At 48.2% G+C, this 15412-nt stretch carries 14 protein-coding genes, 1 tRNA gene and 1 other RNA gene; 1 reads left to right on the top strand and 15 read right to left on the bottom strand.

The window, feature by feature from the left end; genetic code table 11:
• Positions 1 to 78: 78 nt before the first annotated feature.
• From M5E81_RS00735 to dnaX, 10 genes are all read right to left on the bottom strand, one after another.
• Entirely contained in the window at positions 79 to 510 is a 432-nt protein-coding gene (locus M5E81_RS00735) for a Fur family transcriptional regulator (protein ID WP_021720189.1), read from the bottom strand.
• A 5-nt stretch (positions 511 to 515) separates the two neighbouring features.
• Positions 516 to 2123 (bottom strand): DAK2 domain-containing protein, encoded by a 1608-nt coding sequence (locus M5E81_RS00730; protein ID WP_249747626.1) that lies wholly within the window; start codon positions 2121 to 2123, stop codon positions 516 to 518.
• Between the two features lie 21 nt (positions 2124 to 2144).
• Positions 2145 to 3002: a DegV family protein gene (locus M5E81_RS00725; RefSeq protein WP_009144531.1), complete on the bottom strand. Its 858-nt coding sequence runs from the start codon at positions 3000 to 3002 to the stop codon at positions 2145 to 2147.
• A gap of 373 nt (positions 3003 to 3375) precedes the next feature.
• Complete coding sequence (locus M5E81_RS00720) at positions 3376 to 4734, bottom strand: LCP family protein (protein ID WP_249747625.1); 1359 nt, start codon at positions 4732 to 4734, stop codon at positions 3376 to 3378.
• Between the two features lie 14 nt (positions 4735 to 4748).
• Positions 4749 to 5414 (bottom strand): NUDIX hydrolase, encoded by a 666-nt coding sequence (locus tag M5E81_RS00715; RefSeq protein WP_009144533.1) that lies wholly within the window; start codon positions 5412 to 5414, stop codon positions 4749 to 4751.
• Between the two features lie 208 nt (positions 5415 to 5622).
• Positions 5623 to 6840 carry a dicarboxylate/amino acid:cation symporter gene (locus M5E81_RS00710; RefSeq protein WP_249747624.1) on the bottom strand — a complete coding sequence of 406 codons (1218 nt, stop codon included), beginning with the start codon at positions 6838 to 6840 and terminating at the stop codon, positions 5623 to 5625.
• 178 nt (positions 6841 to 7018) lie between these two features.
• Positions 7019 to 7291, bottom strand: a complete 273-nt coding sequence (locus tag M5E81_RS00705) for a pro-sigmaK processing inhibitor BofA family protein (protein ID WP_009144535.1) — start codon at positions 7289 to 7291, stop codon at positions 7019 to 7021.
• A 21-nt stretch (positions 7292 to 7312) separates the two neighbouring features.
• Positions 7313 to 7912: a recombination mediator RecR gene (gene recR / locus M5E81_RS00700; RefSeq protein ID WP_009144536.1), complete on the bottom strand. Its 600-nt coding sequence runs from the start codon at positions 7910 to 7912 to the stop codon at positions 7313 to 7315.
• A 4-nt stretch (positions 7913 to 7916) separates the two neighbouring features.
• Entirely contained in the window at positions 7917 to 8243 is a 327-nt protein-coding gene (locus tag M5E81_RS00695; protein WP_009144537.1) for a YbaB/EbfC family nucleoid-associated protein, read from the bottom strand.
• Positions 8244 to 8329: 86 nt separating this feature from the next.
• Complete coding sequence (gene dnaX, locus M5E81_RS00690; protein ID WP_249747623.1) at positions 8330 to 10156, bottom strand: DNA polymerase III subunit gamma/tau; 1827 nt, start codon at positions 10154 to 10156, stop codon at positions 8330 to 8332.
• 166 nt (positions 10157 to 10322) lie between these two features.
• On the opposite strand from dnaX, the gene M5E81_RS00685 reads away from it, so the two are divergent.
• Complete coding sequence (locus tag M5E81_RS00685) at positions 10323 to 11891, top strand: nitrite/sulfite reductase (protein WP_249747622.1); 1569 nt, start codon at positions 10323 to 10325, stop codon at positions 11889 to 11891.
• A gap of 67 nt (positions 11892 to 11958) precedes the next feature.
• Here M5E81_RS00685 and ffs read toward each other — a convergent pair.
• The 5 genes from ffs to M5E81_RS00660 form a co-directional block, all read right to left on the bottom strand.
• An RNA gene (gene ffs, locus M5E81_RS00680) (signal recognition particle sRNA small type) lies at positions 11959 to 12058 on the bottom strand.
• A gap of 70 nt (positions 12059 to 12128) precedes the next feature.
• Positions 12129 to 12218 (bottom strand) — tRNA-Ser (locus tag M5E81_RS00675).
• A 157-nt stretch (positions 12219 to 12375) separates the two neighbouring features.
• Positions 12376 to 13236, bottom strand: a complete 861-nt coding sequence (locus tag M5E81_RS00670) for a universal stress protein (RefSeq protein ID WP_249747621.1) — start codon at positions 13234 to 13236, stop codon at positions 12376 to 12378.
• A 144-nt stretch (positions 13237 to 13380) separates the two neighbouring features.
• On the bottom strand, positions 13381 to 13695 hold the full coding sequence (locus tag M5E81_RS00665; RefSeq protein WP_249747620.1) for a helix-turn-helix domain-containing protein: 315 nt from the start codon (positions 13693 to 13695) through the stop codon (positions 13381 to 13383).
• Positions 13696 to 13941: 246 nt separating this feature from the next.
• The gene (locus tag M5E81_RS00660) at positions 13942 to 15339 is read right to left on the bottom strand and encodes an FAD-binding oxidoreductase (protein ID WP_009144543.1); all 1398 of its coding nucleotides are present in this window, start codon (positions 15337 to 15339) and stop codon (positions 13942 to 13944) included.
• Between the last annotated feature and the right edge of the window lie 73 nt (positions 15340 to 15412).

The following is a 15412-nucleotide window of genomic DNA, read 5'->3' as shown; positions in this document are numbered from 1 at the left end:
CAAAAATCTGACATAATTACCCAATATATAAAGAAAAGTGTACCAATCAGCTAGAGAATCGGTACACTTCTTTATATTTTAATGCATCGTGGAGCACTTCGGACACAGACCAAAGAAATAGAACTGACGGCGGCTTATAGTATAACCGCTCTGCTTTTCTACATCCTGTGTCAGCTGCAGCTTAACGCCGTCATCCATCAGCGCATCGTCTACCGCACCGCATTTCAAGCAGCGCAGATGATAATGCTCACTGATATCGGCATCATAACGGAAGCTGTCCTCTCCTGTATTCAGAATCTGAATAACGTTGATATCATGCAGAATTTCTACGGTTTTATACACCGTAGCAAAGCTCATAGCAGGAAACTTCGGCTGCAGCTTATTAAACAGCATCTCTGCATTCGGATGCCATGTTTCATCAGCCAATGCTTCATATACAGCAAGTCTTTGAGGGGTGACCTTATAGCCACGCTCGCGCAACAGGTTGGTTAATTCCTGACTTGTAAGCATATTCATCACTCCATTGCCAAAAGAATCGGATACAGCGGTTGTCCGCCGTAAAAGGTTTCAACCTCCCATTCATCATTCAGCTCTTCCACTTCAGCTGCCAGCTTTTCAGCCTGCTCTTCGGTTACATCGGTACCATAATATAAGCTGATCAGTTCATAATCCCCATCTGTCAGCATCTTCTGCAGCACTTCCTCCATGCTGCTGCCGTTGCAAACAATCTTATCATTTAAGATACCAAGATAATCTCCCTCATGGATAGCAATACCGTTTACTACGCTGTCGCGTACAGCTACGGTAATGCTGCCACTGGCTGTTTCCTTGGCTTCCTTGGTCATAATAACAGTGTTTTCATCCATGCTGCGTGTTGCATCAAAATGCAGCAGTGCGGACAAACCCTGTGCCATATTGGTAGTAGGAACATAGGCCACCTTGGAATTACCCAGCAGCTTACGCACCTGCTCAGCCGCCAAAACAATATTCTTATTGTTCGGCAGAATAATGTACTGCTCGCAGGTACCGTTTTCAATAGCATTGACAAACTCCTCAACCGGAGGATTCATACTCTGTCCGCCGCTGATAATCTCTGCAGCGCCCATTTCATGCATGATTTTGGCAATGCCGTCGCCGGCTGCAACAGTAAGCACACCAACGCCATGCTTTACCGGTTGAATATCCTCGGCAGTAAAGAGACGGTTTTCGTGCTGGTCGCGCATATTTTCTATTTTGATATCATGCAGTGTTCCCCAAGTCTGCGCCATGTTGAGCGCATCACCGGGATGCTTAGTATGGATATGCACTTTTACAATATCCTCTACCACTGCTACAATCATGGAATTGCCCATGCCCTCCAAGGCCTTGCTGACGGTCTGCTTATCAACATCAGCATCCTTGACGATAAATTCGGTGCAGTAAGGGTATTCCAAATCAAGCGGCTCACCCTTCTGAATCTGTACCTTAGCACGCGGTGTAACAGGAAGCACTTCGCAATCCTGACCGCGCAGGCCTGCCAGACAGCCCTCGAAAAAGACAATCAGTCCCTGACCGCCGGCATCAACAACACCGGCTGCCTTCAATGCAGGCAACAGCTCCGGAGTTCTTGCAAGCTCTTCCTTGCCGCTGCTGATAGCCTCCAACAGTACTTTCTCCAGGCTTACATTACCGCGAACAGCATTATAAGCACCCTTGGCCATACCACGAGCTACCGTCAGAATAGTGCCTTCTACCGGTTTGGATACACTGCGATAGGCATATAAAATACCAAACTGGAAAGCCTTGCCGATTTCTGTATTGTTCAGCGTCTTTTTACCGGCAACACCCTTGCCGATACCACGCAGCAGCTGCGACAAAATTACGCCGGAATTGCCACGTGCACCCATAATAGCGCTGCGGGCAGCTGCGGCACCGATTTCGCCGGCCTCAGCTTCATCACTCATTGCACTGATAGCCTTCGCTACGGATGCCATAGTATGCATCATATTAGTACCGGTATCGCCATCCGGTACCGGAAATACATTTAAATCATTAATAGCTTCAAAATTCTTTTCAAAGCTATGGTAAGCACCCAGCAGCATATCCTTCAGCTGCTTGCCGGTAATTACCTTGCTGTTATTCATCTAAACCCCACACCTTTCCTTTCAGGCTTTGCGACGGACAAATACACCGATAGCACCGGGTCCGAGATGAGCAGCCAAAACGGTGCCGATACCTGTAAGCATAGTCGGTACATTCGGGAACAATCCCTGCAACTGCTGTTTCAAATCCTCTGCATCTGCCAAAGCCTCTGCATGAGCGACGAAAATTGCTTCAACGGGTGCCTTTTCAGCAGCCATCTCAACCATGCGCTTCATAACCTTTTTACGGGTACGGCACTTGTCCGCAACTTCCAGTCTGCCCTCTTTATCTAAGTGCACAATAGGGCGAATACCAAAAATACTTCCTATCAAAGCGCCAACTGCGCCAATGCGTCCACCCTTTTGCAAATAGTCTAATGTATTTACACTGAAAAATGTTTCTGTACGCGCAACCATCTCACGCGCCATTTTTTCGGCCTCGTCGATATCCATGCCTGCAGCTGTATGCTTCAGTACTTCCAGCGCAATACCACTGATAGGGCAGGCAGCAGTCTTGCTGTCGATTACACGGATATCCGCGCCCTTTATATCATCCATTACCTGACGCGCAGCAACGCAGGCGGTCTGATAGGTACCGCTGAGTACGCTGTCTACTGTCAGCATAATAACTTTTTTGCCTTCCTGAGCAAGCTTGGTAAAAAGCTCAATTACAACACCAATAGGCGGCTGAGAAGTAATAGGAAGCTTGCCGGTTGCTTCTACCATACCAAATAATTCTGCCAGGGAACGGTCACCGTCCTGCCATTCCAAATCTCCATGACGGATAATCAAACGCAGAATGTGACAACGGGGATCATCTTTCAAAGCTGTTTCGTCTGCTGCCGAAAGACTATCTACGACAACATGTATTTCATCGTGCATATAAGCCTCCTGTTAATTATGAATATTCTCTATATAAGTTATATCCGTTCTTCTCCCATATTATATTATATTGTACCATATTCTGAAAACTATTGCTACATTGACTATGGCTAACTGACAATATTTCCAAAATTAAATACTAAATTTCTAAAAATGGCAAAAAAAAAAGCCCTTACGAAGAAGGGCCAAATGAGGGGCTGTTTTGATGTTCTTAGTATACCATCTTTGTATACAAAATGCAAGAGTTTTTTGTAAATTTTTTTACGTTAGCTGACTAAATTGTCCACGAACCTCAGGCAAGTCTTCTGATTCGTGGACAATTACATTATTGATTATCATAGCCCGCAGTATCAAATCTGCGGCCGCTTACAGCTTATTTGAAGTCTGAGCCCAGCATAATTACACCATCGCAGTCTGCAGCACCGTCACGGCTGATACGCATCTGATGCGCAAAGGGAACGTTGGAAAGACGATTGACAACAGCACCGTTATTAGTTGTAGAAACAACAACAGTATTGGCAATTATTTCGCCGCTGCCGCCGCTGATAACCTCAAAGCCGGCATTGCGCAAGCGTGCGGCAGCCTCCGCGCCTGCTGTCTTGCTGCCGCTGCAGTTAACAAGACGTACAACTCCGCGGCTGTCGGAGGAAGCTTCTTGGGAAGCAGTATTTTTACCTGCATCCTTGTCTTTATCAGCCTGCTTCTTCTTTTCTTCCTTTGCTTTTTCTTCTTTCTTAGCCTTCAGTTCCTTTTCTTCCTTGATAGCTTCCTTATTTTCTTCGCTGTCATCGCCCTTTTCTACCTTTTCCACAGCGTTGTTGTATTCCTTCTCCATCAGCTCAGCTGCAGATTTGTAGTGCTCCGTCATGGTTGCACCCTGCATCTTAACCATCAGCTCACGCAGGTCGGTAATATCCGGCAGCCAGTAGCTGATGCCATCGATATACTTCGGAGTACCAGGAACCATCGCCATAGACAGGCCCTTTTCCTTAACCATGGAATGCAGCGCTCTGCCCAAATCTATCATATCACCAAGAGGCATATCAGTCTTTACCATAGAGGTCAGCTGCTTAGCCAGGCCGGGGATATGCAGCAGCATATCGGCAGAGGTAATCTTGTCGTAAACTGCCATCAGGAAATGCTGTTGGCGGCGGATACGGCCGATATCGCCTTCTTCATCGCGGAAGCGTACATACTGGATTGCTGTTTTGCCGTCCAGATGCTGACGGCCCTTTTTCAGGTCAACGGTAAAGCCGTCCCAGGTATCATGATAATACATATCCTTTTCAACATCGATATCAATACCGCCGATAGCATCAACAAGACCGGTAAAGCCTTTAAAATCAACCATTACGTAATTGTTGATTTTGATACCCAGCAGCTCTTCTACAGTTTTCTGTGTCAGCTCACGTCCGCCGTAAGCATAGGCATGGTTAATCTTATCCCAGCCGTGACCGTCAATGCGTACACGTGTATCACGCGGTACCGAAAGCAGGGAAGCGCTTTTGTTGCTGCTGTCGAACATTACGACAAAAAGTGTATCACTGCGGCCCACATCATCGGAGCGTTCGTCAACACCCATAACAACAATATTCTTTTTCAGATTCAGCCTGTCTGTCGGCGCAAGATTATCCAATCCCGTTTCCGGAAAGAAATAACCGAAGGCAATATAGCCTACTACACAGATAGCTGTTACAATCATTAAAATTTTTGTCTGGAGAATGCTTTTCATCCTTATATAACCTCTCAATCAATTTCTTCTGCCAGATATTCCGTCAGCTCCTTGCGGCTACGGTACAGGAAAGCATACAGCATGCGTGCGGTCAGGCCCCAGATAACCTTATCCTCATACAGGTAAAAATACACATAATAGGACTTATTCATGCGCCAGCCACGCTTGCGCTGCGGCACCAGGTCAAACGGAAAATCATCACCGGGATGGTCTGCCAGCTGCACGGAGCCACGCCTTGGCTTTTGCTCCAAAAGCATCTTTAGGGGTACAGTAAAGATGCGCTCTACCTCGCTTTTGCTGTACGTAATCTTGCTGATATCATCAATCAGACCAACAAAGGGGTGGATAATCGGTCCGTTATGCGTCACCAGACAATCCAGTTCACCGCAGATGGTGATATTCTCCGGCTTCAGGCCAAGCTCCTCGCAGGTTTCGCGCACTGCGGTATTGCGAAAGCTGTTATCCTCACATTCGTACTTGCCGCCGGGGAAACACACCTCACCCGGCTGACTGCGCAGCGTATGTGCCCTTTCCTCAAACAGCACACTGATGCCTTCGGGAGTACGCACTAAGGGCAGCAGCACAGCAGCATCCCACAAGCGGTCCAGCTTATCAATGCCAGGAGCACGGCGATGCAGACGTTCAAACAATACATACTGTAATTTTTCCATCTCATTCATAATAACACCTTATTTTAACACCTTCGCCAGCAAATGAAAATAGTATTTATAAATTTCTGCGTGAGACAGGTGTTTTCCTGCCGCCAAATGTAACTAAGCTGTAAAATTCAGGTAACAATCCTTAAAAAATACATTATTTACACTGTTTACGGCAAAAGGAAAGCGCCAGCCGCTAACGCAGCTGACGCCAAGGGAAAGACAGATTTAATTAGTACAGAGGAGCTTCAGCTTCTGCATGCTTTTTTTCGCTCTTGTCAACCAGCAGAGTTACAGCAGCATCGCCTGTGATGTTAACAGAGGTACGCGGCATATCCAGGATACGGTCGATACCTGCGATAAGAGCAGAGCCTTCCAGCGGCAGACCAAGGCTGGTCAGAATCATGGTCAACATGATGAAGCCTGCGCCCGGAACACCTGCAGTACCGATAGAAGCCAAAGTACCGGTAACGATAATGGTCATGTATTGGGAAGCAGTGAGGTCAATGCCGTACAGTTGAGCAATGAACAGTGCGCATACACCCTGATAAGCAGCAGTACCATCCATGTTGATGGTTGCGCCCAATGGCAGAACGAAGCTGGAAACTTCTTTAGAAGCGCCCATTTTTTGAGCACAGCTCATGGTCAGCGGCAGAGTACCACCGGAGGAGCAGGAGCTGAAAGCCATCAGGGACGCCGGAGCAATACCCTTAATGAATTGGATGAAGCCCATGCCTGCAATGAATTTGATCATAGAGCCATAAACGAGAACTGCATGCAGGAGGCAAGCCAGATATACAGCGATAACAACCTTCAGCAGCGGCAGCAGAACAGCTGGACCGTTAGATGCAACTACCGGAGTAATCAAACCGAAAACACCAATCGGAGCAACAGCCATGATCATTCCGACGATTTTGTAGGAAACCTCAGCCAGACCATCGATGGTGTGTTTCAGAGCGTTAGCTTTTTCACCGACAACAGTAATACCGGTGCCAACGAAGAGAGAGAAAACGATGATTTGCAGCATGTTGGCTTTAACCATAGCTTCCAACGGGTTAGTCGGGAAAATGTCAATGATAACCTTGGAAATAGGCGGTGCAGCCTTAGCAGCAACCTTAGCGGTATCAACAGCCATATGCAGACCAACGCCCGGTTGCATGATAGTACCGATTGCCAAACCGATAACAATAGCAAAAGCAGTGGTTACCAGATAGTACGCTACGGTTTTAACACCGATACGGCCTACCTTTTTGATATCGCCCAAGCTGGTAACACCGATTACCAGGCTAGAGAATACCAACGGTACGATAACCATTTTGATCATGTTCATGAAAATTGTTCCCAGAGGACCAATCCAGGTCTTGGCGAAGCCGGCACCTTCAGCACCCAGCTCCAGGCCTGCAATAATACCAAGCGCAAGGCCGATTAAAATTTTTGTAGATAAGTTCATTTTTACAACCCCCAGATATTTAAATAAAAAAACTGTTAAGATAATTATAGCAACTTATCATGGAAAAGTCCGATTGTATACAGTATTATTGGTTTGTATACAATATTATTTACGACTATCCTGTCGAAGCGCATAAAAATACCCCTGCAGCAACGTGCAGGGGCAAAGGCAAATTATCTTATTTAACTAAAAGCTCATACAGCACTACGGCAAGAGCACCGGGAACACCGAAGAAGCCGGCAATCAAAGCCTTGATAACCGTAATCTTCATGGTAAAGCCCGCCAACAAGCCTACCAGATTGATGAACCACAGCAGCAGTGCGCCGCAGAGACCATTCCACACCAGCTTAAACGGCATTGACAGCAGCTTTACTACCAGTAAAAGCAGCAGTACGCCGCCAATCATCGGTCCGAAGGCACCAAGCGGTGACAAAATAGCATTAAATTCCATATTAAATAACGCCGGTCCTTTCTACATTGTGCGCCTGTTTTCCAGCGCTTTAGACAAGGTTATTTCGTCAGCATACTCCAAATCGCCGCCCATCGGCAGACCATGAGCAATACGGCTGACGGTTATTCCTACAGGCTTCAGCAGCTGTGCCAGATAGGTAGCAGTCGCTTCACCCTCTACATCCGAGTTGGTCGCAATAATAATTTCACTGACCGATTCCTGCTGCAGTCGCAAGAGAAGCTCTCTGATGCGCAGCTTTTCCGGACCGATACCGTCAAGCGGCGAAAGCACACCGTGCAGCACGTGATACAGTCCGTGATAGCCATGACTGCGCTCCATCGCCGCAATATCCTGCGGCTGCTCCACTACACAGATAGTAAAGCTGTCGCGCGAGCTGTCACGGCAAATCTCACATACATCGCTGTCAGTAAGATTAAAGCAGCGGCTGCAGTAGTGAATCTGCTCCTTAGCACCGCTCAAGGCCGCCGCCAGCTGTTTCACATCCTCCGCAGGCATGTCAATCACATGATAGGCCAGTCGCATAGCTGTTTTTGAGCCGATGCCCGGCAAACGCCTGAGCTGCTCATATAAATTAGCCAGCGGCCTGATCATTCTTGCCATCAGCTTAGAACATGCCAGGCAGCTTCATGCCGCCGGTAACCTTAGCCATTTCTTTTTCGGTAAGCTCGTCAATCTGCTTCATAGCGTCATTGACAGCGGTCAGAATCATATCCTCCAGCATTTCTACATCCTCGGGATCTACAGCGGTCGGATTGATTTTGATGGATTTCAGTTCTTTTTTACCGCTGACAACAACGGTTACGGCACCGCCGCCGACAGACGTTTCTACAGTACGGCTTTTCAGATCCTCCTGCATTTTCGCCATATCAGCCTGCATTTTCTGTACCTTTTTCATCATTGCCTGCATATTACCCATGCCACCTGGAAACATAATTAAAATCCTCCTTGATATTTACATATATTGATATTATATATTCTCAGAAACATAAGCCAAGACCTGCTAGTCTCAATTTAGTTTCATTGGTCAGATATATCTGTTACGCTGCCGCCCAAAGCATTAAAGGCCTTGCGCAGATTTTCCGGCAGCTGCGCTGCCTGCAGATTTTGCGTTTCGCTTTCGGGCGATTGCTGCACCTCCTGCTGCTTTACAGGCTTTTGCGGCAGCTTAGCCTTGCCCTCAATCACAGCCTCCAGCCTGATTTCACGTCTTGCCAGACGCAGCAGGATCTCCTCGAAGGCTTTGCGATAATCATCCTTGTTCATCCTGTCCGCAAGGAACGGTGCCTTGAAGGCAACCTGCAGAATGTTGTTGGCAAAGCTGAAGACTCTGCCGTTCTTAGCGCAGGATACCATAGAATTCTTCTTTTCGGCCTTCATAATCTCCAAAGCCTGCTTCCAGAAATCCTCACCGGCTGCAAAATCACCGGCATATTCCTCTGTCTGCTGCACTCTGGCACTTTTAGGCTTAGGTGCGGCGTTCACCGCCGCAGCAAGAGTATCGGCAGCAGGCTGCGGTTGCGCTTTAACTGCAGGCTTCTTAGCCGGAGCAGCTTTTGCTGCCTGCACCTGTTCTGCCGCAGGAGCTTGCTGTGCAATCGGCTGCTGTGCTGCCGGTGCGGCATATTCCTGTACGATTGGCTGCTGCACTGCCACAGCAGGCGCAGACTGAGCGTTAACCGGAGTCTGTTGATAAACAGGCATCACACCGCCTGCCATCTGACGCTCCAGCTGTTCAATTCTTGCCGATAAAGCAGCCAAAGTGCTGCCCTCTACACGGCACAAATCAAGCAGGCACAACTCTGCCGTAATGCGCGGACGCATAGAACCGCGCAGCTCCTGAATAGCGCTGTGCAGTCTTTCCTCCGCCGCCAGCAGACGATCACGTCCGAATAACGGTGCCAGCTCAGCCAACGCTTCTTTAGCATCCGTCAGATAAATTTCCTCATAGTCAGGAACTGCCAGATAAAGCACCAATGCCCGCAAATACTCAATAAGCTCTGTAAGCACCTGCTTGACATCCTTACCTTGTTCCAGCAGCAGATTCAACGTAGCCAGCGCCTGCGGCAGCTGCCTGCGGCCTATTGCTTCCGTCAACTCGTGCAGCGCTTCACGCCCTACGATGCCCAGTACCTCGCGCACGGTTGCCACCGTAACACGCTTGGCCATGACACCGCACTGGTCCAACAGGCTCAGAGCATCACGCATACCGCCTTCAGCCTGAATTGCTATTAAGCGAAGTGCATCTGCATCTGCCTCAATGCCACTGCCTGCTGCTACCATTGCCAGATGCTCCGCAATCTCGTCTACCGTTACCCTGCGGAATTCAAAGCGCTGACAGCGCGACTGAATCGTTGCAGGCACCTTCTGCGGGTCCGTCGTCGCCAGAATAAACACGGCATGTGCCGGTGGCTCCTCCAGTGTCTTCAGCAAGGCATTAAAAGCGCCCGTAGACAGCATATGCACCTCGTCGATAATATAAACCTTGTAGCGGCTTTCCGCCGGCGTGAAGGCTACCTGCTCGCGCAGGTCACGGATATTATCTACACTGGTGTTGGATGCAGCGTCAATTTCAATTACATCCAGAGAGGTTCCCTGCACAATGCGCTGACAATTGCTGCACTGACCACAGGGCTCAGCAGTAGGCCCCTGCTCGCAGTTCAAAGCCTTGGCCAGAATACGCGCCATACTGGTTTTACCGGTGCCGCGAGGACCGGAAAACAAATAAGCGTGGGCTATTTTGCCGCTTGCCAAAGCATTTTTCAAGGTTGTTTTTACAGCCTTTTGTCCCACAAGAGCGTCAAAGTCCTGCGGTCGCCATTGGCGATATAAAGCTAAATAAGCCATCGCTACCACCTCCCCGGAATTTATTACATACATAACTATTATACTCAAAATAGCCTGAAATGTAAATTGAAGTTTTGTAGTCCCAAAATCCCGTTGAAATAAATATTTTACTAATGCACTGAAGTATTATATAATATCATCAGCTAATCAAAAGGAGGCTACAGCAATGACCATACCCGAAATTGACAAGGACTTTTTACGCAAGCAGTTACCTGACTTTGCCAGGCAGACTGCTGACTACCATAATGAAAAAATCGGCAAAATTGCCTACAAGGAATTTTCCGGTTACTTCGGCAGCTTCGCCCAGCGCGACGGCAAAAGCAATATGCTGCGCCTGCGCTGCAGCGCCGGGCGCATCACTGCGGAAAAGCTGGCCTTCATAGCCGAGATGATCCGCAAATATAACATCAGCCGCATTCACTTCACAACCGGGCAGACTATACAGCTGCATGATCTCAGCGCCGAGGCTGCCGCTGAAATTTTGGAGCAATGCCTGGATGCGGACATTATTCCCTTCGGCTGTGGCGGTGACTATCCCGGTAACGTGCTCTGCTCACCCTTAAGCGGTGTGGAGCGCGAGGAATATTTCGACGTACTGCCTTATGCCGAAGCAGCAGCGCAATATCTTGTCGCTGCCATTCCCGACGGCAAGCTGCCACGCAAATTTAAAACCGGCTTTTCCAATTCCCCGCAAAATCTTACGCACGCTACCATGCGCGATTTAGGCTTCGCCGCCCGTCCCGACGGTCGCTTCGATGTCTACAGCGCCGGCGGTCTGGGACCTGCTCCCTGCATCGGTATAAAAATGGCCGAGGCTGTTGCTCCCGAAAAAATCTTGTATCATATCAAAGCAATGCTCGCCACCTTCCGCGAATGCGGCACCTATACGAAAAGATCCAAATCACGCACCCGTTATCTGCCTGAGCTTTTGGGAGGCAAAGCCGCTTACAAAGCAGCCTACAGCGAACGCCTCCTGCAGGCACTGCAGGAAGGCGGTCTTGATTTGCGGCCTGAGGCAACAAAAATCACCAAGCGCAACTTCAAGCTCATCACCGGCTTCCGCATTACCTCACAGAAGCAGCCCGGTCTTTACGCCGTAAATTATCATCCACAGGCAGGACTGCCCAAAATTGAAAGCTTCCTCGCTCTGGCGGATTATCTGCAGAACGTTAAAGCCGCCGAGCTGCGTCTTGCACCCGACCAAAGCATCTATATTATCAACCTCACTGCTCCCGAAGCAGCAAAGGTAATGTCGCTCACGCCTGACACAGCCTATAATGCCTTCACAAGCAGCGTGGCCTGCATCGGCTCCACCGTCTGCCAGATGGGCATGGGAGATTCCCAAAGCCTGCTGACAAGCTGCTTCGAAGAAATGGCTACGCAGTACGCCGCCAGTGATGCTCTGCCGCAGATTTATATTTCCGGCTGTCCTTCCAGCTGCGGCACCCACCAAATAGGCGAACTCGGCTTCCGCGGTACAGTTAAGGTCATCAAGGGTACAGCACACCCAGCCTTCACTATGTACATCAACGGCTGCTCACTCCAGGGCAGCGAACACCTAGGAGAAGAAGCAGGCACACTGCTCGCCGAAGATATCCCCTTCGTGCTTTTGGAAATCGGCAAGCATATCGCCCAAAGCGGTCTGGACTTTGCCGCCTGGCAGGCAGCAAATCCTCAAGCCATCGCCACTATCATTGCTCCCTATATGAAAAAAATCGAGCTGCTCAGCAAATAAGCGCAGCACAAAAAAAAATCCGTCGCACATGCGACGGATTTTCTTCGTTTATTTCCCTGTAGGACCGCAAAGACGGGCTTCCCCACGGCACATGAAAGTATCCGCTTAAGGCTGCTTCCTTCCGGACCTGACCTGGTTCACAGGCTCCCATTGCGCAGGACCCGGCTCTACGATCCTACAGAGAAACAAGCTATATGATTTTATTAAAAAAGCCGCTCAGTGCGGCAGATTTTTAAGTGGCGGAGAGAGAGGGATTCGAACCCTCGGTACGGTTTCCCGTACACACGCTTTCCAGGCGTGCACCTTCAACCACTCGGTCATCTCTCCAAGGTTGAAAACTTTAAACTATTTTCAATTTGCCAGCACAATACGTACCCGCAGTCAACATAACTGCAAGTAGTATTATACTGGCATTTTTAATGAAAGTCAAGCGTTTTTTGTAAAAATTTTTATAAAATCATCAAAAAAATTCTTCTGCGGCAGTTTAGGAGAAGGTATTCTCCTCATCACTGTCTTCAGCCGGCAGCAGCATTACCGCACAATCAGAATTCAGGACCACGTTTTCCGAGGTGCTGCCCAAGTCATCGCCGTTAGTCATATCGGCACCGGTTTTAGTCATCATAATAAGACTGACATTGTCGCGCTCACAGATAGCGGCAATTTTTTTGGAGGCTACGCCATGTGCAATACGATAATCGGCTTCAATACCGAAAATTTTCATTTCGTCTACCAGCTCTTGCAAAAACATTTTGGCACTGCCGTATTTTTCTTTGTAATCATGCTTGTTTCTGCTATGCTCAACAACATGCACAAACAATACCTTACCTACATATTCACGCAGGCTGCGGATAACGTTCAGCGCTTCTAAGGATTTACGGGAAAAATCGGTCGGTATCAGCACAGTATCCAGCAGATTTTCTGTAACCTCATCTTCTTCATCCTTATTAATCAGCAGGGGAATCATTGTAGCCCGTGCCAGCTCATAGGTAGTGCTGCCCATCAGCGCACGCTTCAAAAAGCCCTTGCGGTGAGATGCTACCAGCATCAGGTCAGCGTCGTTTTCTTCCGCCAGCCTGCTTAAGGTTTCACATGGCTCGCCTGCCGGGGTTACAATGGAAATTTCTTCATAGCCTGCCTGCTCTATATCATTTTTATACCCATCCAATCGGCTGCGTGCTTTTTTAAAGCTGCTACCGTCAGGGTCGGCATCATCGTCATCATCAAAGACGTGAGCCAAAACCACTTCCGTTTCCGTATCGGGGCATAAGCAAAACAGACACTCGGTCAATTTATCAGCCTGCGGGGACAGATCTGTGGCCAACAGGACCTTGGTGAATGTACTCATCTAATTGCTCCTTTAAAAAATATGTAATATATGGATAGTTCGCCATGAATCCCGAAATTCCTGCCTGAGTAAAAACAGCCTGCCTAAAAATACTGCCGCAGCAAAAGTAAAAAGCAAAGCCCTTAAATGACTTTGCTTTTTGTTTCAGTCACGCGCCTTTTTCAGGAGTCTTGCCAGCTCCATAACATTTTCCAAAGTTATATCACTGCTGTTATCAGCTTCCTTTTCCCCTTCGATATCCACAAAAAAAGAACTGATAGGACATTCCAAAATTTGATGCAGCTTAATCAGATTGGGGATTGTCAAACCCGCGCGTCCGTTTTCGATGTTGCTTAAATGCGTCTGAGTTACCCCCAACTCTTTCGCCAATTCTGTCTGAGATACCTTAGCGGAAATGCGCTGCATTTTTACACGCTTGCCTATCAGGCGATTGTATTCCTCTGTCATATTCATCATCATTGTCCTCTTTTCCTAATATATATTCATTATTCCTAATTAAATTTATATAGACAGCATTATAACATATGCGTATTTTACAAGCAATAGTTTTTTAATTTTCCGCAATTTATTTAACTCTGCCTCTATCAAGTTGGCAACATTTATAATGTAGGCGAAGAATATTGTAAATAAAAAAAGCGACGCACTCTTGCATATAAGAGTACGTCGGAAGATATATTAAAATTATTCAGCAGTGCTCAAAAAGAATCAGGCACGGATAAGCTTGCCAGGATTCAGGATATTGTTCGGGTCCATAGCGCGTTTAATAGTCTTCATGATAGACATTTCTACCGGATCGCAATAAGCTGCCAGTGCGTCAATCTTTTTCGCACCGATGCCATGCTCGCCGGAAAGACGGCCGCCCAGACTGTAAACATATGCGTAGCAGATTTTGTGGAACTCTGCGAGCTGTTTTTCCCATTCTTCGTCGGTCATATCCATCTTCAGGCAGTTGAAATGCAGATTGCCGTCACCGGCGTGAGCCAGGCACATGCATTCGAAATCAAATTGTTTGGAAACCTCCATCAGGTGGTTCAGGCAAACAGCGATTTTGTCGATAGGTACAACAAGGTCATCAGAGGTAGAAACCTTGCTCAAAGCCTTGGAGCCTTCCAGACAGCTGCGGCGTACCTTCCATACGCGCTCGTCTGCTTCAACAACGTCGGTTGCACCGCAGGCAGTACAGATTTCGTCAAGCTGCTCCATCTTCATATCCAGCTCGTCCTCGTTAAAGGTTTCCACGGTAACAATAACGTAGCTGCCATCCTCGTAATGCGGCAGACGCTGTTCTGCATAATCGCTGGCAGCACGTACAAAGCCGTTGTCCATAAATTCAACACTTGTCGGATTCAAGCCGGCCTTAACCAGCGCAGGCACCAGGTCGACAGCCTTCTGTACCTCAGTGAAAACTGCAAGGATATCCAGACGATACGGAGCCAGCGGCAGCAGCTTCAGAGTTGCTTTGGTGATGATACCCAGAGTACCCTCGCTGCCCATTACCAATTGGTCGAGGCAGTAGCCGGTGCTGCATTTTTTCAGGCGGTTGCCCAACTCAGCGATTTCGCCGGTCGGAGTAACAACCTCGATAGAATAAACCTGATGACGGGTGGTACCGTAGCGTACAGCCTTGTTGCCGCCGGCGTTGGTTGCAATGTTGCCGCCGATCATGCAGCTGTCTGCACTGCAGGGGTCACCGGCATACAGCAGACCTGCTTCGTTAGCCTTAGCCTGAATATCGGAGGTCAGCGCACCTGCTTCAACCTCCATATACATAGCATCGGTATCGAGCTTAATAATTTTATTCATGCGCTCCATCAGCAATACAATGCCGCCGAAAACAGGAATCGCACCGCAGGATACGCTTGTACCTGCACTGCGCGGAGTTACAGGTACAAGATATTTATTGGCGATTTTCATAACAGCAGCTACCTCTTCGGTGCTGCCCGGTGCTACAACTACCTCCGGCAGATGGTGGTAATGAGCGTCCGGCTCTTCGTCGGTTTTGTAACGCTCCAGAGTTTCGGCATCATTTTTTACATGCTCTGCGCCGACTGCTTTACGCAGCTCCTCCAGAACTTCTTCTGTTACGGGTTTGTAATTTGTCATACTAAAATCTCTCCTTTGCTACTTAGCTACAATGCTACATATTTTAGTTTTACAGCAGACCATTGAGATAGTC

The organism is Phascolarctobacterium succinatutens (assembly GCF_023497905.1).
GTDB lineage: Bacteria > Bacillota > Negativicutes > Acidaminococcales > Acidaminococcaceae > Phascolarctobacterium_A > Phascolarctobacterium_A succinatutens.
Note: the sequence above shows the minus strand (reverse complement) of the source record. Positions and strands in the feature narration are given on the sequence as shown.